Here is a 16,929-nt window from a genome sequence, read left to right on the forward strand (position 1 = left end):
ATAAAGGTAATACAAAAGGCCAATTCCACTACCGCAGAATTGGCCTTTTATGCAACTAAGACTCAGCAGGATTACATCTTCTTGCCGGGGAAATAAGCCACCTCGCCCAGCTCCTCCTCAATGCGGAGCAGTTGGTTGTATTTGGCCATCCGGTCCGAGCGCGAAGCCGAACCCGTCTTAATCTGGCCGGTATTCAAAGCCACGGCCAGGTCAGCAATGGTGTTGTCCTCCGTCTCGCCCGAGCGGTGGCTCATGATGCTCTTGTAGCCGTTGCGGCGGCCCAGGTTGATGGCATCAATCGTCTCGGTGAGCGTACCAATCTGGTTTACCTTGATGAGGATGGCGTTGGCAATGCCCTCGTCGATGCCGCGCTGCAGGCGGTTCACATTGGTAACGAACAAGTCATCGCCCACCAACTGGGTTTGCTTGCCCACGCGCTCCGTCAGCGCCTTCCAGCCACTCCAGTCATCCTCGTCCATACCGTCTTCCAGGCTGATGATGGGGTACTTCTTCATCCAGTCGGCCCAGTAATCCACCATCTGGCTGCTGGTCAGCTTGTCGCCGGTGCTCTTCTTGAAGTGGTACACGCCATCCTCATAGAACTCCGACACGGCCGCGTCCATCGCAATGAACACGTCCTCGCCCGGGCGGTAGCCAGCCGTTTCGATGGCCTGCAGCACAATTTTAATGGCGTCCTCGTTCGACTTGATGTTCGGCGCAAAGCCGCCCTCATCGCCCACGTTGGTGCTGAAGCCTTGCTTCTTCAGCACGTTCTTCAGGTGATGGAAGATTTCCGTGCCCCAGCGCAGCGCCTCCGAGAAGGAAGATGCACCCGTCGGCATAATCATGAACTCCTGGAAATCGATGGAATTATCGGCGTGCGAACCGCCGTTCAGGATGTTCATCATCGGCACCGGCAGCGTCGAAGCCCCTACCCCGCCCACGTAGCGGTACAGCGGCATACCAGCATCCTGCGCCGCCGCGCGGGCCGCAGCCAGGCTCACGCCCAGAATGGCGTTGGCACCAAGGTTCGCCTTGTTGGGCGTGCCGTCCATCTCCAGCATAATCTTGTCGAGCAGCGCCTGCTCGTACACCGAGAAGCCTACCAGTTCCTCCGCAATGCGCGAATTCACGTTCTCCACGGCTTTCAGCACGCCTTTGCCCATGTACATCGACTTATCGTCGTCACGTAGCTCTACGGCCTCGTGTTTGCCCGTGCTGGCACCCGACGGAACCGCGGCCCGGCCTACCACGCCCGAATCGAGCGTTACGTCAACTTCTACCGTCGGATTACCGCGGGAATCAAAAATCTGGCGAGCGTGAATTTGCGAGATGAAGCTCATAGCAAGTCGGTTTGTAAACGGTTAAATATGCCGCAAACGTACGCGAATCGGCCGGCATAAGCACATCTTGTTTAAAAACAAAAAGGGACGCCCCTTACGGAACGTCCCTTTCAACTTTGCAGAAACTGCTACAAATTAAGCACCAGCTTCGTCAGCTTTAGCTTCTTCGCGGCTCTCGCCGTTGTGCAGGGTTTCGGTAGCCGTATCAGCCGGAGCCGATTGCTCAACTACAGCGGCGGGAGCTACAGCCTCACCCGATACTTCGGTAGCCGAAGTACCAGCTTCGTTGGTAGCATCCGTAGCCTTTTTGCCACCACGACGCGAACGACGGGTAGTCGTAGTCTTCTCGGCAGCAGCTTGCTTCGACTCGAGCAGGGTCTCGTTAAAGTCCACCAACTCGATGATGCACATATCAGCGTTGTCACCCAGACGGGTAGCGCTCAGCTTCAGGATGCGGGTGTAGCCACCGGGACGGTTGGCAATTTTGCCCGAAATGTTGCCAAACAGTTCCTTAATCGACTCTTTATCTTGCAGGGCAGCAAACACCATGCGGCGCGAGTGCGTCGTGTCTTCCTTCGACTTGGTCAGCATCGGCTCCACGTACTTGCGCAGGGCTTTGGCTTTGGCCACAGTCGTAGTCACACGCTTGTGCAGGATGAGCGACGAAGCCATGTTCGACAACATGGCGTGGCGGTGGGCGGTAGTCCGGCCCAATTGGTTAACTTTTCTTCCGTGACGCATCGGTCGTTTGAAAAAATGTGTGCTTGCGGGCGGCGACCACGGCGGGCTATTTAAGCCTCATTAGAACCGCTGCCCCTGGGGCACACTGATGAAAAATAAAAAAGTAGTCGGTAGTAAGTACTCAGTAGTCGGACGGATGAGTCTGCTTACTGACTACCCACTACCGACTACTCAGCAATGGCTATTCTTCGTCGAGCCGGTACTTGCTCAGGTCCATGCCGAACTCCAGGCCACGCTCTTCCACGAGGTTTTCAAGTTCGGTGAGGCTCTTCTTACCGAAGTTGCGGAACTTCATCATGTCGGCGATTTCGAGCTGCACCAACTCACCCATCGTCTTAATATCAGCCGCCTTGAGGCAGTTTTTAGCGCGTACGCTGAGCTCCATGTCCTCCAGCGGAGTCTTAAGCATCTTGCGCATCTGCATGGTCTCTTCATCAATCGGCTCGTCTTCGGTCACACGCGGACCTTCGAGGGTCATCGTGTTGTCCGAGAACAGCATGAAGTGCTGAATGAGGATGTTGGCCGCACCTTTCAGCGCGTCCTCCGGGTGAATCGAACCGTCGGTCTGAATCTCGATAACGAGCTTCTCGTAGTCGGTCTTCTGCTCCACACGGGTGTTCTCGATGCTGTACTTCACGTTCTTGATGGGCGTGTAGATAGCGTCGATGGCAATCTGACCGAAAACCTGGTCAGCCGGCTTGTTCTCGTCGGCGGGCACGTAGCCACGGCCGCGCGCAATCGTCAGCTCCATCTCCAGCTCCACGCTGGGGTCAAGGTGAGCAATTACGTGGTCGGGATTCAGTACTTCGAAACCGCTGGCGAACTTGGCGATATCAGCACCCGAGAAGGTATCCTGGCCTTTCACGCGCACCGTAATTTTATCCGAGATGGCGTCGCTCACCTTCTTGAAGCGGACCATCTTCAGGTTCAGGATGATTTCGGACATGTCCTCAATCACGCCTTCGATGGTCGAAAACTCGTGCAGCACGCTGTTGGTGCGCACCGAAGTGATGGCGAAACCCTCCAGCGACGACAACAGAATGCGACGCAGCGCATTGCCGATGGTGACGCCGTAGCCCTTCTCGAGCGGCTTAAATTCAAACGTCCCGGTGAAGTCGTCGGATTTCTCCATCACCACTTTCTCCGGCATCTGAAAAGCTAAGATTGACATATATGGGGCGTAAAAAATGTAAAAAAAGTTGGTGAAGTATAAGCACAAGTGCGGCCCGGCAAATTGCCGGGCCGCTACCAGTAGCGCTATTTACTTCGAATACAGTTCGACGATGAGCTGCTCCGTGATTTTCTCCGGAATCAGCTCGCGCGAAGGAGCGTTGGTGAATTTACCAGCCAGCTCCTTGCCGTCCCACTCCAGCCACGAGAACTGGCGTGAGTTGCGAACCGACAGGCTCGTGGTGATGGCTTCCAGCGACTTCGACTTCTCCCGCACGGCCACGATGTCGCCGGGACGCAGGTGGTACGAAGGAATGTTCACCACTTCACCGTTAACCGTGATGTGCTTGTGGCCCACCAGCTGACGAGCCGCGCGACGCGTCGAGGCAATGCCCAAACGGTACACGGTGTTGTCCAGACGGGCTTCCAACAGGGCGAGCAGGTTGTCGCCGGTGATGCCGGGCATGGTGGCAGCCTTGTGGAACAGGTTTTCGAATTGCTTCTCCAACATGCCGTACATGTACTTCACCTTCTGCTTCTCCATCAGCTGCACGGCGTATTCCGACTGCTTCTTGCGGCGGCCGCGGCCGTGCTGGCCCGGAGGATATGCTTTCTTGTTGAGCGCCTTGCTCGGGCCGAAAATCGGCTCGTTGAAGCGACGGGCAATTTTTGAGGTAGGGCCGGTATAACGTGCCATCTTATTATCCTAACTGAAGTGAAAAACTAAACGCGACGACGCTTGGGGGGGCGGCAGCCGTTGTGGGGCAGCGGCGTTACGTCGCGGATGGTGGTCACCTCAATGCCCACGTTGCCGAGGGCGCGGATGGCCGACTCACGGCCCGCACCCGGGCCTTTCACAAATACTTCGGCTTTGCGCATGCCCAGGTCGTGGGCCACTTTGCCGCAGTCGCTCATCGCCATTTGAGCGGCGTAGGGCGTATTTTTCTTCGAACCACGGAAGCCCATTTTGCCGGCCGAAGCCCACGAAATAACTTGACCGTTGTTGTTGGTGATGGAGATGATGATGTTGTTGAACGAGGCACGAATGTGTACCTGGCCCACCTGCTCCACCACGACAACGCGCTTCTTGGCTTTGTCTTTTCTTTTTTGTGCCATTTGGTTATCGCAAAAAATGCGGGAGGTGTTGGCGCTGGCTGCGCGAGTATGCTACTCGCCAGAGCCAGCGCCGATTCCCGGTTAAGTTTATTTCGTTGCCTTCTTCTTGCCGGCCACCGTTTTGCGCTTGCCCTTGCGGGTACGCGAGTTGTTCTTGGTGCGCTGACCACGAACCGGCAGGCCTTTGCGGTGACGCAGACCACGGTAGCAGCCGATGTCCATCAAACGCTTGATGTTCGTCGTTACTTCCGAGCGCAGCACGCCTTCAGTCTTGTGCTCGGCGGCAATGATGGCGCGGACAGCACCCGACTCCTCGTCGGTCCAGTCCTTCACCTTCTTGTTGACGTCGACGCCAGCTTTTACCAGAATCTTGCTGGCATTGCTCCGGCCGATGCCGAAGATGTAGGTCAGCGAAATTTCGCCGCGCTTGTTGTCCGGGATATCAACCCCTGCGATACGAGCCATTGTGTGTGGTTATGTGTTTGCGGACAGAAACCCGGCAACTACTTGGAAGGCGGGCCGAAGGCTAGTAACCAACGACTCAGTACCCAAGGTTCCGGGGTTCTAAAAATTTGAATTAACCCTGACGCTGCTTGAAGCGGGGGTTTTTCTTGTTGATGACGTAGAGCTTGCCATTACGGCGGACCAGTTTGCAGTCCACGCTACGCTTTTTCACCGAGGTTTTTACTTTCATGACCTGTGAAGGGAAACGGGTTTATTTATAACGATACTTAATCCGGCCCTTCGACAAGTCGTAGGGCGACATTTCCAGTTTCACCTTGTCGCCGGGCAGAATCTTGATGTAGTGCATCCGCATCTTGCCCGAGATGTGGGCAATCAGCTGGTGACCGTTTTCCAGCTCCACGCGGAACATGGCGTTGGAAAGGGCTTCGAGGATGGTACCGTCCTGCTCAATCGAGGCTTGTTTTGCCATAAGGGCTACTGCTGCAATGCTTTTTCGATGTATTCAAAAGAGGTCAGAATTTCTGCCTTCTCTTTTCTAACTACTACGGTGTGCTCGAAGTGCGCCGAGGGCTTGCGGTCCTTGGTGCGAATAGTCCAGCCATCCGCTTCCTGCACCACGTCCTTCTTGCCCAAGTTCACCATCGGCTCAATGGCCAAAACCAAACCCGTCTGCAAGAGCGGCCCGGAACCCCGCTTGCCGTAATTCGGCACCTCAGGCTTCTCGTGCAGCTCAGCGCCAACTCCGTGACCAACCAACTCGCGCACCACCCCGTAGCCCAACCGGCTTACATGGTTCTGGATAGCATAGCTGATGTCGCCCACGCGGTTGCCGCTCACGGCTTGTTCGATGCCTTTGTACAGGGCCGCTTTGGTTTCTCGCAGCAGGGCCTGCACTTCCGGCGCCACCTCCCCGATTGGATAGGTGTAAGCACTATCTGAATGAAAGCCATTCAGGAAAACGCCCCCGTCCACTGTCAGAATATCGCCGCTTTTCAGCGGCTCGTCGGTGGCGAACCCGTGCACCACGACCGCATTTGGCGAGAGGCACAGGCTGTAGGGAAAACCGTATAATCCTTTGAAGGAAGGTACTCCGCCATGGTCTCGGATGAATTCCTCCGCGCGGTTGTCGAGTTGGCGCGTTGTTACTCCTTCCTTGATAAGGCTCGCGACTTCGCCGTGAGCCTTGGCCAGCAGTTGAGCGCTGGCCCGCATGAGGTCAATTTCCTCTTCGGTTTTGTATTGAATCGGACCCTTTGCCATTGCTAATTACGAGGCAATGGAAATGGGCTGGGCCGTGCGACCGCGCAGCTTACCCGATTTCATCATGCCGTCGTAGTGCTGCATCAACAAGTAGCTCTGCACCTGGTTCACCGTGTCGAGCACTACACCCACCATGATGATGAGCGACGTGCCGCCATAGAAAGCCGAGAACGGACGTGTTACGCCCAGCAACAAAGCCAGTGCGGGGAAGATGGCGATGAGGGCCAGTGCCACGGCACCCGGCAGGGTGATGCGCGTCAGGATTTCATCGATGTATTCCGAGGTATCGCGGCCAGGCTTCACGCCGGGTACGAAACCACCGCTCCGCTTCAGGTCATCGGCAATCTGGTTAGGGTTAACGCTGATGGCCGTGTAGAAGTAGGTGAAGATGATAATCAGCAGGCCGAAAGTCAGGTTGTACTGCCACGAGGTGTAGTCCGAAAACTTCACGCCGATGTAGCTGGCGGTATCACTCTGGTTTTGCCATACCGACGCCACAATGGCGGGCACGAACATCAACGACTGAGCGAAGATGATGGGCATTACGCCAGCCGCATTCACCTTAAGGGGGATGAACTGACGCTGGGCATCCAGCTGCGTAGTGCCACCCACTTGCTTAGCGTACTGTACCGCGATGCGGCGAACCGCTTGCGTGAGTACGATAACCGCCATTACCACGAGGAACAGCACCACCATTTCCAGCAGGAAGATGAGGGACTTGTTCACGCCTTTGGCAGCGGCTTCGCCGATGATGGCACCGGGGAGACGCGACACGATACCAATCATGATAATCATGGAGATACCGTTGCCGATGCCTTTGTCCGTGATTTTCTCGCCCAGCCACATGCAGAACAACGTGCCGGCCGTGATGATAATCATGGTCGAGACGGTGAAGAACGTGCCGGGGTTGATGATGGCTTCGGCGTTAATCGTGGCGATGAAGCCAACCGATTGGGCCAGCACAATCGGAATTGTGAGAATCCGGGTGTACTGATTGATTTTCTTACGTCCCGACTCGCCTTCCTTCTGGAGTTTTTGGAAGTAGGGCACGGCGATGGTGAGCAGCTGCAACACAATCGACGCCGAGATGTACGGCATAATGCCCAGCGCGAAGATGGACGCGTGGCTGAATGCGCCGCCAAGCAGCGTATCCAGAATGCCAAACAAGCCTTGGGCGCCGGTCTTGAGTTGCGTGGGGTCAACGCCCGGCAACACCACGTAAACGCCTAGGCGATAGATGGCAATGAAGAAAAGCGTATTGAGGATTCGCGTACGCAAATCCTCAATCGCAAAAATGTTTTTTATCGACTCGATAAACTTATTCATTGCCGAAGGTAGCTATTAGAGCGTTACCGCTTTGCCGCCGGCCTTCTCGATGGCTTCAACAGCCGACTTCGAGAACGCGTGAGCATGAACTTCTACAGCCTTGGCGATTTCGCCGCGGCCGAGAACTTTGATTTTGGCGTTTTTCGACACCAGACCGTTTGCCACGAAGTAAGCGGCATCCATGGTCGTGGCCGAAGCGTCTTTGTCGAGCAGCGAGGTCAAAGCATCGAGGTTGATGGCTTTGTACTCGACGCGGTTCAGGCTCTTGAAGCCGAACTTAGGCACGCGGCGCTGGAGGGGCATCTGTCCACCTTCGAAGCCGGACTTGCGCTTGTAGCCCGAACGCGACTTGGCACCTTTGTGACCACGGGTCGACGTGCCACCGCGGGTCGAGCCTTCGCCCCGGCCGATGATTTTCTTGCCCTTGGTAGAGCCGACGGCGGGTTGGAGATTGCTGAGATTAAGCATGACGAATTACGAGTCTTACAGTTCGGTTACTTCGAGCAGGTGTTTCACGCTGTTCACCATGCCCATGATGGACGGGTTCACGTCGTGCTGCGCGGTGCTGTTGAGTTTGTTCAGGCCCAGGGACTGAACGATGCGCTTCTGACGCTCGGGGCGGTCGATGGCGCTGCGCACGAGCTTTACTTGAATTTGTGCCATGTTCAATTAACCGTTAAAAACGCGGGCCAAAGAGATACCACGGGCTTGAGCGATTTGCAGCGGGTCGCGCATTTTGGCGAGGGCAGCAAACGTAGCTTTTACCACGTTGTGAGGGTTCGACGAGCCTTTCGACTTCGCCAGCACGTCCTTGATGCCGGCGCTCTCGAACACGGCGCGCATGGCACCGCCGGCGATTACGCCCGTACCAGCGGCAGCGGGCTGCACCAGCACGAAACCACCGCCGTAGCGGCCTTCCATGAGGTGGGGAACGGTGTGCTTGTACATCGGTACTTTCACCACGTTCTTCTTGGCGTCGTCAATGCCTTTGGCAATGGCGTCGGTCACTTCGTTGGCTTTGCCGAGGCCGTAGCCCACGTTGCCGTTGCCGTCGCCCACTACCACGATGGCAGAGAAGCTGAAGCGGCGACCGCCTTTCACCACCTTCGCTACGCGGTTGATGGCTACTACTTTTTCTTTGAAGTCGGAATCAGCGCCCATGCGGGAGTTGTCCTTGTTCCGGTCGCGGTCGTTGCTGCGCTGACGGTCGCCCCCGCCCCGGTTGTTGTTGTCGCGTTCTTGCGCCATGATAGTTTAGAAATTGAGGCCGCCTTCGCGGGCACCTTCAGCCAATGATTTTACGCGACCGTGGTAGAGGTAGCCCGAGCGGTCGAACACCACTTTCGTGATGCCTTTCTCCTTGGCTACTTCGGCGATTTGCCGGCCAACGGCAGCGGCCAGGGCCACACCGTTACCACCTTCGGCGGTTACTTTTTTCGAGGAAGCGGCAGCCAGCGTGCGGCCAGCCGTGTCGTCGATAATCTGGGCGTAGATGCCCGTGTTGCTGCGGAACACCGACAGGCGCGGACGCTCCGAGGTGCCGGACACTTTCGTGCGGATGATGCGCTGAATCCGCTTGCGGCGAGTTGCTTTATCAAATGCCATGATGCGAATTTATTTAGAAGCCGTTTTACCAGCTTTGCGACGGATAACTTCACCCACGAAGCGCACACCTTTGCCTTTGTAGGGCTCCACTTTGCGCAGCGAACGGATTTTGGCGGCCACTTGGCCAAGCAGCTGGTTATCGATGCTGGTCAGGGTCACGATGGGGTTTTTGCCTTTTTCAGTAACGGCCGTGGCGGCTACTTCTTTCGGCAGGGCCAAGTACACGTTGTGCGAGTAACCGAGGGCCAGCTCCAGCGTGCTGCCGGTAGCGGTGGCTTTGTAGCCTACGCCTACCAGTTCAAGCTGCTTGGTGAAGCCGGTGCTCACACCGGTTACCATGTTGTTGATGAGCGAGCGGTAGAGGCCGTGCATGGCCTTGTGGCGCTTCTGCTCGGTGGGACGGGTTACGGTGAGGGTACCGTCTTCGATAGCAACGGCGATGTCGCGGTCCACCGGGGTGGTCAGCGTGCCCTTGGGGCCTTTCACCGTCACCGTGTTGTCTTTGTCGACCGAGATGGCGACCCCGGCGGGGACGGCAATCGGCAGTTTACCAATACGTGACATAATTGAATTTGCTAAAGCGGTTCCGGACTAGTACACGTAGCACAGCACCTCGCCGCCCACGTTCTCGGTTTTGCACTCTTTCTCGGTCATCACGCCTTTCGAAGTCGAGATGATGGCGACGCCCAGGCCGCTGAGGACGCGGGGCAGGTTGTCGGCGGCCACGTACTGACGCAAGCCGGGCGTCGAAACGCGCTGCAGCTTGGTGATGGCGGGGGCCTTCGTGGTGGGGTTGTACTTCAGGGCGATTTTGATGGTGCCCTGAACCGACGAATCATCAAAACGGTACGACTGGATGTACCCTTTGTGGTACAGCACTTTCGTGATTTCCTTTTTGATGTTGCTGGCCGGGATTTCTACCACCCGGTGGTTCGCCTTGATGGCGTTGCGCACCCGGGTCAGGTAGTCGGCAATGGGGTCAGTGTTCATTGATAATTAAATACGTCCGCTTTTTTCGGAGCGCAAAGATAAGAAAATTTCGCCCGGCTGCCAATGGCGCCCAGCGAAATTTCGGGTTAAGACTACTTGGCACGTCCGGCGACGGTCCGGCCAATGGTTTCTTTCGGCAACCTGCCAAATATTTTTGAGGCACGCCTCGGGTTTGGGAGTGCAAAGGTAGCAGGCTTCCAAGGGCTTTTGCAAGTGCCTGACAGAATTATTCTTGGACACAGCACAGCCGCTACCCCAAAACCGCCAAATCCGCAGCGTCGCTATTACTGCTGCAAATGCTTGAGAATGGCAATCACGTCTTCGTCGCCGTGCGTGGCTTCAGCTTCCTGAAAGGTCTGATGGGCTACATTGGCCAGCGGGGTATTCGAGCCCTCGGCTTTGGCTAGGCGCAGGTCTTTGGCAAGTAGCTTAAGAGCGAAGGCGGCTTGGTAATTCTCATTGAGAATGGCCTCGCCCTTGAGGTTGATGAAGACGCTGGCAAGGGCGCTGCTTTTGATGAGATTGAGCAAGTCGGCCGTTTCCAGCCCGTGCTGCTGAGCGAAGAGGACGGCTTCGGCCAAGCCCTGGGCCTGGAAGCCGAGCAGGGTGTTCATGGCCAGCTTGGCGGTGTTGCCGGCGCCGGTGGGGCCCACGCGCAGGGCGAGCTTGCCGAGGTGGGCGAACAAGGGTTCGGCTTGCCGGAAGGCTGCTTCCTCCCCTCCCACCATGATAGCGAGTTGGCCAGTTTCGGCTTGCTTCACGCTGCCGGATACCGGCGCATCGAGGTACTCGTGGCCGTGGGTGCGGCTAAGCGCAGCTACATCCTGACTGACGCCGGGCGAGACGGTGCTCATGTTGACGATGAGCTTGCCGATGGCGCCGGATTGTAGCAGGCCGTGCTCGCCGGTGAACAGTTCCCGGATGGCTTGGTCATCCGATACCATGATGAAGATGACTTGTGCGGCATCGAGCACGGCGGCGGGGGTGGGCGCGACTGTGGCCCCTTCGGCGCGCAGGGCTTCGGCTTTGGCGGGGCCGCGGTTGTAGGCGGTGAGAGGGAGGCCAGCGGCGAGCAGGCGGCGCGCCATGGGCGTGCCCATGTTGCCGAGGCCAATCCAGCCGGTGGTTGTGGTGGGTTGCATGTGTAAGTAAAAATGGATGGGGTGAATGGCGATGCCAGAGGCTTCAACGGCAAACCTTGCGGCGCGGGTACCACAAGCACGCGTTTGCTGCAAATGGCGCCCTGAACAGCCATTCAGAAAGGGGCTCCATTGTTGCGCTTTTATGCTTATGGTGTGCCTCCGGGCAACGTCGCCCGCGGTTTATCTACCCTATTTCGCATGGCTAAAAAACCCACCAAGCTTTTCAGCACCAAGTTTCGCAACTGGTTTCTCTACCTCGTGGTGTCGCGGCAGAACCTGAAAGCGGTTGCCCGCTACACCATCCAGGCCCTGGAGCAGGACGGCCCGCTGTTCAAAACTCAGCTCGACCGCCTCCGGCCGCTTTACGAGGGCTTCGACGCCGGCCTCACCACCTCGGCCGGGGCCAGCGCTGGGCGCGGCTCCCAAACCCTTATGGCCGATACCGTCTTCGACCTGGTTCAGCAGTTCATGAAGCGGGCCTACAAGCGCAACTTCGCCGCGCTGGAAGAAGACAACCCGGCGCTGTTCAAGGAATTCTTCCCGGCCGGGCGCACCGAGTTTTCGTCGGCCTCGCGCAAGGGCATGGGCACGGCCTTCGCCCGCTTCGTGAAAACCCTGACCGAGCACAAGGCCGACGTGCCCGGCGGTGCCGACCTGCTCAAAACCGCTCATCCCCTGGCCGAGCAATACACCGACGCCCGCGACGCGCAAGCCGCCCGCAAGAAGCAGGTAAAAGCCGCCAGCACCGACCTCGACGCCGACGAAACCGACCTGCTCGTGGAGCTCTTCGGCGCCTACACTGCCTTGCTGGCTCACTACTACAAAACGCCCGAGCGCGCCGCCACCTACTTCGATTTCTCCATGCTGCCCCACAACCAGCCCGAAGCCGCCGCCCTCTCCTCCGGCAGCATTCCAACGAAGCCCTAGGCTTTTTCCCTAGTGGTCTGTCGGACGTCCGACAGACCGACAAAAAAAATGTGAAGGCCCGTTGGACGTCCAACGGGCCTTCACATTTTTCTGTAGTGCCGCGTTGGAAAGCCAGCTCGGCACTAGCTTTTTCTAGGATGGCCCGTTGGACGGTTTTTGGGCAACGGCAGCTGTTCGCCCCTCCCCCACCCCCCGCCGCCCCAGCAGCTAAGGAAATAGGAGTGGCTCCCTAACCTTGGTGCCAAACGCATTGGTAGTTTCCGGCCAACGGTTCGGCTGAAAAGGTCCCACAACCAGCCGGACGCCGAAGATTTGGGAACGGCGACATAATCCTTAATCCGCTAAATAGGCAACAAAACCATCAACTGTATGCTGAATATCCTCTTTGTGTTCAGTATACTCAGGGCATAGCTCAGGATGTTGTTGCACGTCATTCCATTTGGCTTGAATAGTATGTAGGTCATCCGAATCGAACTCGAATATCTGTTCATCTAATATGCTCATTGCTCCCATTTTGACTTCGGCATTTCCGTAAAATAGCAAGTCAAACATTTCAACTAGTAGGTGAGAACAGTTCAAATTTTCTAGGGCATATACCATTGTACCCCGATAGTTTTCATTTTCCTTTTTGGTAATTGCCTGCATCAGGGGCTTCACAGCACGGCTATCTTTTAAATCGTGCAGAGCAATGGACGCGCGATTTCGCAACGTAGTATTAGTCCCGGGAAGAAAGGAAATGAGAAATTCAAATACTTCGTCCCCGCCAATGCTTACTAGCTTATCTAGAGCAGGCTGAGCAATGGTCCAATCCGATGATAGAAAATCCATTTTAAGAGTCGTTAAATCCATTGCCGTATTCTGTTTTCCAGTTAGAAATTACTCTAGTAGTCTTGTGAAACGAAAATAGGCGTCCCTACCGAAGTAGAGACGCCTATTCTTTCTTCTATAATCGTGCTGATACTACCAGCTCGACTTGGTCACGCCGGGGATTTTGCCGGCGAGGGCCATTTCGCGGAAACGCACGCGGCTGATGCCAAACTTGCGCATGTAGCCGCGGGGGCGGCCGTCAATCATGTCGCGGTTGTGCAGGCGCACGGGCGACGCGTTTTTGGGCAGCTTGTCGAGACCTTCGTAGTCGCCGGCAGCTTTCAGCGCCTTACGCTTCTCAGCGTAGCGGGCCACGGTGGCAATGCGCTTGCGCTCCCGTGCTTTGATGGATTCTTTAGCCATGAGTTCGGAAGATTAAGCGTCTTTTTTAGCGTTGGCGAAAGGCATGCCGAACGCCTTGAGCAGCTCGTAGCTCTGCTCGTCGTTCTCGGCCGTGGTCACGAACGTGATGTCCATGCCCGAGATGCCTTTGATTTTGTCAATCGAGATTTCGGGGAAGATGATTTGCTCCTTCACGCCGAGCGTATAGTTGCCACGGCCGTCGAAACCTTTGTCGTTGATGCCCTTGAAGTCACGTACGCGGGGCAGGGCCACCGTCAGCAGACGGTCCATGAACTCGTACATGCGTTCGCCGCGCAGGGTCACTTTTGCACCGATGGGCATGCCTTCGCGGAGCTTAAAGTTCGACACCGAACGCTTGGCGATGGTCGGAACGGCTTTCTGACCGGTGATGGTCGTGAGCTCTTCCACGCCGTTATCCACCAATTTCTTATCGGCTACCGCCGCGCCAATGCCGCGGTTGATGCAGATTTTGGTGATGCGCGGTACCTGCATGATGCTCTTGAACTGGAATTTCTCCTGGAGCGCCGGTACTACGTCTTTCTGATAAATATCCTTGAGTCGTGCCATGATAGGTGCGGATTAAGCGTTGGCCGAATCAACTTTCTTCACGTTGGAAACGTGAATCGAGCCTTCGATTTTGGTGATGCCGCCCTGGGGCGACTTTGCGCTCGGCTTGTTGTGCTTGGTCATCAGGTTGAGACCTTCCACCACCACGCGCTGGGTTACCCGGTTCACCGACTTAATCACGCCGGTTTTGCCCTTCTCGTCGCCGGCAATCACCTTCACGGTATCGCCCGACTTCACGTGCAGTTGCACGGGGTCTGCTTTCTTGATAGCCATGGTTTAGATTACTTCGGGGGCTAGGGATACGATTTTCATGAACTGGCGCTCACGCAGCTCGCGGGCCACGGGGCCGAAGATGCGCGTGCCGCGGGGCTCGTCGTTGTTATTGAGCAACACGGCGGCGTTGTCGTCGAAGCGGATGTACGAACCGTCTTTGCGGCGCACTTCCTTCTTCACACGCACCACCACGGCCTTGCTCACGGTGCCTTTCTTGGCGTTGCCCGAAGGGATAGCCGACTTAATGGCCACCACAATCTTGTCGCCAACGCTGGCGTATTTCTTGCCCGTGCCACCCAGAACGCGGATGCAGAGGACTTCCTTGGCGCCGCTGTTGTCGGCCACCGTCAGGCGGGATTCTTGCTGTATCATCGGACTGAATTATTTAGCGCGTTCAACAATTTCAACCAAGCGCCACCGCTTGGTCTTGCTCAGCGGACGGGTGCTCATGATGCGCACCGTGTCGCCTTCGCCGCACTCGTTTTTCTCGTCGTGGGCGTGGAATTTCGTGGTTTTGGTCACGAACTTGCCGTACTTGGGGTGCTTCTGCTTTTGCACCACAGCCACGGTGATGGATTTGTCCATCTTCGAGCTCGTTACCGTGCCGGTGATTTCCTTGCGCATGTTGCGCGAGTCTTCAGCTACGGCTTGGTCTTGGGTTGTTACGTCGGTTGCCATCGGTTATTGAGCGGAGTTAGTGGACTGCTCGCTTTTGCGACGGTTCTGCTCGGTGAGCAGGCGGGCGACAGTCTTACGGTTGGCCTTCAGGCGGGCGGGGTTTTCGAGGGGCGAAATCGCGTGAGCGAAACGCAGCTGCTGACCCGTGGTCTGCTCGGCTTTAATTTGCTCTTTCAGCTGGTCAGCCGAAAGGCCTTTGAGGTCGGTCTTGTTCTTCATCGGAATTAGGCGGCTTCAGTGTAGTCGCGGCGAACCACGAAAGAAGTTTTCACCGGCAGTTTCTGGGCAGCCAGACGGAGCGACTCCTTGGCTACTTCCAGCGAAACCCCGTCCGACTCGAACATGATTTGGCCGGGCTTCACGCAGGCTACCCAATACTCGGGCGAGCCTTTACCCTTACCCATGCGCACCTCAGCGGGCTTCTTGGTAATCGGCTTGTCGGGGAAAATGCGAATCCATACTTGCCCTTCGCGTTTCATGGCGCGGGTCATGGCGATACGGGCAGCCTCAATTTGGCGAGCCGTAATCCAAGACACTTCCAGCGACTTGATAGCGAACGAACCGAAGTCTATGGAGCTGCCGCGGTAGGCCAAGCCTGTTACGCGACCCTTTTGCATCTTGCGATACTTGGTCCTTTTCGGTTGTAACATTTTAGTTTATTGTAAAAAGAGTGTTCTTAAAAGAGAGGGGCGAACAGCCAAATATTTCGCTTCGTTCACCTGAAGCGGCAAACGAAGCGAAATAACTGAACTTTGTTCTAGCGACGCGGGCCACGGCCAGCACCGCCGGCGGCACCACCACCTTGGGCGGGGCCGTTGCGACGGGGACCGGCGTTGTCGCCAGCACCACCGCGGGGGCCACGGTCGTTGCCGCCACGGCCACCGGCACCACCGTCACGACGGGGGCCACGGTCGCCTTCGCGACGCTCGCCGCGGGGGCCGCGGTCGTCACGACGACCACCGCCACCTTCGCCACCACCGGGGTTGGTGAGCTGCTGGTTCGGCGAGAGGTCGGGCTTGCCGAACACCTCACCGCGCATCACCCACACCTTGATGCCGATTTTGCCATACACGGTCTGAGCTTCCGACAAAGCGTAGTCGATATCAGCGCGCAGCGTGTGCAGCGGCGTACGACCTTCTTTGTACTGCTCCGAACGGGCGATTTCAGCACCGCCGAGACGGCCACCGCACTGAATCTTGATGCCTTCGGCACCAACACGCATGGCAGCCTGAATCGACATCTTCATGGCGCGACGGAAGGAGATACGAGCGGCCAACTGCTGGGCGATGCTCTCGCCTACCAGCTTGGCATCCAACTCCGGACGCTTGATTTCGAAGATGTTGATTTGAACGTCCTTGCTGGTGATTTGCTTCAGCTCGTCCTTAATCTTGTCTACTTCCTGGCCGCCTTTGCCAATCACCACACCCGGACGAGCCGTGTTGATGGTGATGGTGATGCGCTTCAGGGTGCGCTCAATCACAATGCGGCTGATGCCGCCTTTCTGAATGCGTGCGTTGATGTACTTGCGGATTTTCTCGTCCTCCACCAGTTTCTCGGCGAAGTCCTTGCCGCCGTACCAGTTAGAGTCCCAGCCTTTGATAACGCCGAGGCGGAAGCCAGTTGGATTTACTTTCTGTCCCATACTAAATTAGGATTTGGCGTCGGCCTTGGGGTTTTCGGTAGTGCCAACTTGCTTAGCGTGCTCGGTAGTTTTCTCAGCTTGAGCACGAGCGGCTTTCGAGCCAGCCTTCTCAATTTTCGTGTCGATTTTCAGCGTCACGTGGTTGCTGCGCTTGCGGATGCGGTGGCCACGGCCCTGGGGGGCGGGGCGCAGGCGCTTCAGCTGGCGTCCTTCGTCCACGAAGATTTCGCTGATGTAGAGGTTTGCGTCCTCAATCCGCTCTTCTTCGTTGTGCTGCTGCCAGTTGGCCAGGGCCGACAGGAGCAGTTTCTCAATCTTCTCGGCGCCGATGTTGGCTTCGAAGCGCAACAGGCCGAGGGCCTGGGTCACTTTCTTGCCGCGCACGAGGTCGGCCACCAAACGCATCTTGCGAGGCGAGGTCGGCACATTGCGGAGTTTTGCTACTGCTTCCATC

The 16,929-nt window shown here is 56.9% G+C and carries 28 protein-coding genes; 1 reads left to right on the forward strand and 27 read right to left on the reverse strand.

The genetic code is table 11. The features are described 5' to 3' along the window. Positions 1-71: 71 nt before the first annotated feature. The 17 genes from eno to MTP16_RS02190 all read right to left on the reverse strand — a co-directional run bounded on the left by eno (position 72) and on the right by MTP16_RS02190 (position 11,158). Positions 72-1,343: a phosphopyruvate hydratase gene (gene eno, locus MTP16_RS02110; protein WP_243515573.1), complete on the reverse strand. Its 1,272-nt coding sequence runs from the start codon at positions 1,341-1,343 to the stop codon at positions 72-74. Between the two features lie 135 nt (positions 1,344-1,478). Beyond that, entirely contained in the window at positions 1,479-2,084 is a 606-nt protein-coding gene (gene rplQ / locus MTP16_RS02115) for a 50S ribosomal protein L17 (protein WP_243515574.1), read from the reverse strand. A 181-nt stretch (positions 2,085-2,265) separates the two neighbouring features. After that, positions 2,266-3,255: a DNA-directed RNA polymerase subunit alpha gene (locus MTP16_RS02120; protein ID WP_196286037.1), complete on the reverse strand. Its 990-nt coding sequence runs from the start codon at positions 3,253-3,255 to the stop codon at positions 2,266-2,268. A 90-nt stretch (positions 3,256-3,345) separates the two neighbouring features. Continuing rightward, the gene (rpsD, locus tag MTP16_RS02125) at positions 3,346-3,951 is read right to left on the reverse strand and encodes a 30S ribosomal protein S4 (RefSeq protein ID WP_243515577.1); all 606 of its coding nucleotides are present in this window, start codon (positions 3,949-3,951) and stop codon (positions 3,346-3,348) included. Positions 3,952-3,977: 26 nt separating this feature from the next. Beyond that, positions 3,978-4,370, reverse strand: coding sequence for a 30S ribosomal protein S11 (gene rpsK, locus MTP16_RS02130; protein ID WP_196286035.1), 393 nt, complete (start codon positions 4,368-4,370; stop codon positions 3,978-3,980). An 87-nt stretch (positions 4,371-4,457) separates the two neighbouring features. Then, the gene (gene rpsM / locus MTP16_RS02135) at positions 4,458-4,835 is read right to left on the reverse strand and encodes a 30S ribosomal protein S13 (RefSeq protein ID WP_196291020.1); all 378 of its coding nucleotides are present in this window, start codon (positions 4,833-4,835) and stop codon (positions 4,458-4,460) included. A 112-nt stretch (positions 4,836-4,947) separates the two neighbouring features. After that, positions 4,948-5,064 carry a 50S ribosomal protein L36 gene (rpmJ, locus tag MTP16_RS02140; protein ID WP_046246595.1) on the reverse strand — a complete coding sequence of 39 codons (117 nt, stop codon included), beginning with the start codon at positions 5,062-5,064 and terminating at the stop codon, positions 4,948-4,950. A gap of 21 nt (positions 5,065-5,085) precedes the next feature. Beyond that, positions 5,086-5,304, reverse strand: a complete 219-nt coding sequence (gene infA / locus MTP16_RS02145) for a translation initiation factor IF-1 (RefSeq protein WP_035567874.1) — start codon at positions 5,302-5,304, stop codon at positions 5,086-5,088. Positions 5,305-5,309: 5 nt separating this feature from the next. Further along, a complete protein-coding gene (gene map, locus MTP16_RS02150; protein ID WP_243515580.1) occupies positions 5,310-6,095 on the reverse strand; it encodes a type I methionyl aminopeptidase in 786 nt (261 codons plus the stop codon). Positions 6,096-6,101: 6 nt separating this feature from the next. Continuing rightward, a complete protein-coding gene (secY, locus tag MTP16_RS02155; protein ID WP_196286032.1) occupies positions 6,102-7,421 on the reverse strand; it encodes a preprotein translocase subunit SecY in 1,320 nt (439 codons plus the stop codon). A gap of 15 nt (positions 7,422-7,436) precedes the next feature. Continuing rightward, a complete protein-coding gene (gene rplO, locus MTP16_RS02160) occupies positions 7,437-7,889 on the reverse strand; it encodes a 50S ribosomal protein L15 (RefSeq protein ID WP_243515582.1) in 453 nt (150 codons plus the stop codon). 15 nt (positions 7,890-7,904) lie between these two features. Next, on the reverse strand, positions 7,905-8,084 hold the full coding sequence (gene rpmD / locus MTP16_RS02165; protein ID WP_196286030.1) for a 50S ribosomal protein L30: 180 nt from the start codon (positions 8,082-8,084) through the stop codon (positions 7,905-7,907). A 6-nt stretch (positions 8,085-8,090) separates the two neighbouring features. Beyond that, positions 8,091-8,582, reverse strand: a complete 492-nt coding sequence (gene rpsE, locus MTP16_RS02170) for a 30S ribosomal protein S5 (RefSeq protein WP_243519949.1) — start codon at positions 8,580-8,582, stop codon at positions 8,091-8,093. A 93-nt stretch (positions 8,583-8,675) separates the two neighbouring features. Continuing rightward, on the reverse strand, positions 8,676-9,026 hold the full coding sequence (rplR, locus tag MTP16_RS02175; protein ID WP_243515584.1) for a 50S ribosomal protein L18: 351 nt from the start codon (positions 9,024-9,026) through the stop codon (positions 8,676-8,678). 9 nt (positions 9,027-9,035) lie between these two features. Continuing rightward, the gene (gene rplF / locus MTP16_RS02180; RefSeq protein ID WP_243515586.1) at positions 9,036-9,590 is read right to left on the reverse strand and encodes a 50S ribosomal protein L6; all 555 of its coding nucleotides are present in this window, start codon (positions 9,588-9,590) and stop codon (positions 9,036-9,038) included. A 27-nt stretch (positions 9,591-9,617) separates the two neighbouring features. Beyond that, positions 9,618-10,016 (reverse strand): 30S ribosomal protein S8, encoded by a 399-nt coding sequence (gene rpsH / locus MTP16_RS02185; protein WP_068191741.1) that lies wholly within the window; start codon positions 10,014-10,016, stop codon positions 9,618-9,620. 284 nt (positions 10,017-10,300) lie between these two features. Further along, a complete protein-coding gene (locus MTP16_RS02190; RefSeq protein WP_243515588.1) occupies positions 10,301-11,158 on the reverse strand; it encodes an NAD(P)-dependent oxidoreductase in 858 nt (285 codons plus the stop codon). Between the two features lie 198 nt (positions 11,159-11,356). On the opposite strand from MTP16_RS02190, the gene MTP16_RS02195 reads away from it, so the two are divergent. Continuing rightward, positions 11,357-12,085, forward strand: coding sequence for a hypothetical protein (locus MTP16_RS02195; RefSeq protein ID WP_243515590.1), 729 nt, complete (start codon positions 11,357-11,359; stop codon positions 12,083-12,085). Positions 12,086-12,418: 333 nt separating this feature from the next. On the opposite strand, the gene MTP16_RS02200 is transcribed toward MTP16_RS02195, so the two are convergent. The 10 genes from MTP16_RS02200 to rplV all read right to left on the reverse strand — a co-directional run bounded on the left by MTP16_RS02200 (position 12,419) and on the right by rplV (position 16,928). Continuing rightward, positions 12,419-12,913, reverse strand: a complete 495-nt coding sequence (locus tag MTP16_RS02200; RefSeq protein ID WP_243515591.1) for a HEAT repeat domain-containing protein — start codon at positions 12,911-12,913, stop codon at positions 12,419-12,421. Between the two features lie 132 nt (positions 12,914-13,045). Next, positions 13,046-13,315, reverse strand: coding sequence for a 30S ribosomal protein S14 (rpsN, locus tag MTP16_RS02205; RefSeq protein ID WP_035567891.1), 270 nt, complete (start codon positions 13,313-13,315; stop codon positions 13,046-13,048). 12 nt (positions 13,316-13,327) lie between these two features. Next, positions 13,328-13,882 carry a 50S ribosomal protein L5 gene (gene rplE, locus MTP16_RS02210; protein WP_196291012.1) on the reverse strand — a complete coding sequence of 185 codons (555 nt, stop codon included), beginning with the start codon at positions 13,880-13,882 and terminating at the stop codon, positions 13,328-13,330. Positions 13,883-13,894: 12 nt separating this feature from the next. After that, positions 13,895-14,155, reverse strand: coding sequence for a 50S ribosomal protein L24 (gene rplX / locus MTP16_RS02215; RefSeq protein WP_196286024.1), 261 nt, complete (start codon positions 14,153-14,155; stop codon positions 13,895-13,897). A gap of 3 nt (positions 14,156-14,158) precedes the next feature. Then, positions 14,159-14,527: a 50S ribosomal protein L14 gene (rplN, locus tag MTP16_RS02220; RefSeq protein ID WP_198067458.1), complete on the reverse strand. Its 369-nt coding sequence runs from the start codon at positions 14,525-14,527 to the stop codon at positions 14,159-14,161. 9 nt (positions 14,528-14,536) lie between these two features. Continuing rightward, complete coding sequence (rpsQ, locus tag MTP16_RS02225) at positions 14,537-14,833, reverse strand: 30S ribosomal protein S17 (RefSeq protein WP_196286022.1); 297 nt, start codon at positions 14,831-14,833, stop codon at positions 14,537-14,539. Between the two features lie 3 nt (positions 14,834-14,836). Further along, the gene (rpmC, locus tag MTP16_RS02230; protein ID WP_198067457.1) at positions 14,837-15,052 is read right to left on the reverse strand and encodes a 50S ribosomal protein L29; all 216 of its coding nucleotides are present in this window, start codon (positions 15,050-15,052) and stop codon (positions 14,837-14,839) included. 5 nt (positions 15,053-15,057) lie between these two features. Continuing rightward, positions 15,058-15,483, reverse strand: coding sequence for a 50S ribosomal protein L16 (rplP, locus tag MTP16_RS02235; RefSeq protein WP_196286020.1), 426 nt, complete (start codon positions 15,481-15,483; stop codon positions 15,058-15,060). 107 nt (positions 15,484-15,590) lie between these two features. Continuing rightward, the gene (gene rpsC / locus MTP16_RS02240) at positions 15,591-16,475 is read right to left on the reverse strand and encodes a 30S ribosomal protein S3 (protein WP_196286019.1); all 885 of its coding nucleotides are present in this window, start codon (positions 16,473-16,475) and stop codon (positions 15,591-15,593) included. Positions 16,476-16,481: 6 nt separating this feature from the next. Further along, entirely contained in the window at positions 16,482-16,928 is a 447-nt protein-coding gene (rplV, locus tag MTP16_RS02245; protein WP_243515593.1) for a 50S ribosomal protein L22, read from the reverse strand. Position 16,929 lies beyond the last annotated feature (1 nt).

It is taken from the genome of Hymenobacter monticola, from assembly GCF_022811645.1.
Classification (GTDB): Bacteria; Bacteroidota; Bacteroidia; order Cytophagales; family Hymenobacteraceae; genus Hymenobacter; species Hymenobacter monticola.

What these genes read in the sequence shown, in the direction of transcription:
- eno (WP_243515573.1), bottom strand. Translation starts at nt 1,343, where the DNA reads ATGAGCTTCATCTCGCAAATTCACGCTCGCCAGATTTTTGATTCCCGC.
- rplQ (WP_243515574.1), bottom strand. Translation starts at nt 2,084, where the DNA reads ATGCGTCACGGAAGAAAAGTTAACCAATTGGGCCGGACTACCGCCCAC.
- MTP16_RS02120 (WP_196286037.1), bottom strand. Translation starts at nt 3,255, where the DNA reads ATGTCAATCTTAGCTTTTCAGATGCCGGAGAAAGTGGTGATGGAGAAA.
- rpsD (WP_243515577.1), bottom strand. Translation starts at nt 3,951, where the DNA reads ATGGCACGTTATACCGGCCCTACCTCAAAAATTGCCCGTCGCTTCAAC.
- rpsK (WP_196286035.1), bottom strand. Translation starts at nt 4,370, where the DNA reads ATGGCACAAAAAAGAAAAGACAAAGCCAAGAAGCGCGTTGTCGTGGTG.
- rpsM (WP_196291020.1), bottom strand. Translation starts at nt 4,835, where the DNA reads ATGGCTCGTATCGCAGGGGTTGATATCCCGGACAACAAGCGCGGCGAA.
- rpmJ (WP_046246595.1), bottom strand. Translation starts at nt 5,064, where the DNA reads ATGAAAGTAAAAACCTCGGTGAAAAAGCGTAGCGTGGACTGCAAACTG.
- infA (WP_035567874.1), bottom strand. Translation starts at nt 5,304, where the DNA reads ATGGCAAAACAAGCCTCGATTGAGCAGGACGGTACCATCCTCGAAGCC.
- map (WP_243515580.1), bottom strand. Translation starts at nt 6,095, where the DNA reads ATGGCAAAGGGTCCGATTCAATACAAAACCGAAGAGGAAATTGACCTC.
- secY (WP_196286032.1), bottom strand. Translation starts at nt 7,421, where the DNA reads ATGAATAAGTTTATCGAGTCGATAAAAAACATTTTTGCGATTGAGGAT.
- rplO (WP_243515582.1), bottom strand. Translation starts at nt 7,889, where the DNA reads ATGCTTAATCTCAGCAATCTCCAACCCGCCGTCGGCTCTACCAAGGGC.
- rpmD (WP_196286030.1), bottom strand. Translation starts at nt 8,084, where the DNA reads ATGGCACAAATTCAAGTAAAGCTCGTGCGCAGCGCCATCGACCGCCCC.
- rpsE (WP_243519949.1), bottom strand. Translation starts at nt 8,582, where the DNA reads ATGGGCGCTGATTCCGACTTCAAAGAAAAAGTAGTAGCCATCAACCGC.
- rplR (WP_243515584.1), bottom strand. Translation starts at nt 9,026, where the DNA reads ATGGCATTTGATAAAGCAACTCGCCGCAAGCGGATTCAGCGCATCATC.
- rplF (WP_243515586.1), bottom strand. Translation starts at nt 9,590, where the DNA reads ATGTCACGTATTGGTAAACTGCCGATTGCCGTCCCCGCCGGGGTCGCC.
- rpsH (WP_068191741.1), bottom strand. Translation starts at nt 10,016, where the DNA reads ATGAACACTGACCCCATTGCCGACTACCTGACCCGGGTGCGCAACGCC.
- MTP16_RS02190 (WP_243515588.1), bottom strand. Translation starts at nt 11,158, where the DNA reads ATGCAACCCACCACAACCACCGGCTGGATTGGCCTCGGCAACATGGGC.
- MTP16_RS02195 (WP_243515590.1), top strand. Translation starts at nt 11,357, where the DNA reads ATGGCTAAAAAACCCACCAAGCTTTTCAGCACCAAGTTTCGCAACTGG.
- MTP16_RS02200 (WP_243515591.1), bottom strand. Translation starts at nt 12,913, where the DNA reads ATGGATTTTCTATCATCGGATTGGACCATTGCTCAGCCTGCTCTAGAT.
- rpsN (WP_035567891.1), bottom strand. Translation starts at nt 13,315, where the DNA reads ATGGCTAAAGAATCCATCAAAGCACGGGAGCGCAAGCGCATTGCCACC.
- rplE (WP_196291012.1), bottom strand. Translation starts at nt 13,882, where the DNA reads ATGGCACGACTCAAGGATATTTATCAGAAAGACGTAGTACCGGCGCTC.
- rplX (WP_196286024.1), bottom strand. Translation starts at nt 14,155, where the DNA reads ATGGCTATCAAGAAAGCAGACCCCGTGCAACTGCACGTGAAGTCGGGC.
- rplN (WP_198067458.1), bottom strand. Translation starts at nt 14,527, where the DNA reads ATGATACAGCAAGAATCCCGCCTGACGGTGGCCGACAACAGCGGCGCC.
- rpsQ (WP_196286022.1), bottom strand. Translation starts at nt 14,833, where the DNA reads ATGGCAACCGACGTAACAACCCAAGACCAAGCCGTAGCTGAAGACTCG.
- rpmC (WP_198067457.1), bottom strand. Translation starts at nt 15,052, where the DNA reads ATGAAGAACAAGACCGACCTCAAAGGCCTTTCGGCTGACCAGCTGAAA.
- rplP (WP_196286020.1), bottom strand. Translation starts at nt 15,483, where the DNA reads ATGTTACAACCGAAAAGGACCAAGTATCGCAAGATGCAAAAGGGTCGC.
- rpsC (WP_196286019.1), bottom strand. Translation starts at nt 16,475, where the DNA reads ATGGGACAGAAAGTAAATCCAACTGGCTTCCGCCTCGGCGTTATCAAA.
- rplV (WP_243515593.1), bottom strand. Translation starts at nt 16,928, where the DNA reads ATGGAAGCAGTAGCAAAACTCCGCAATGTGCCGACCTCGCCTCGCAAG.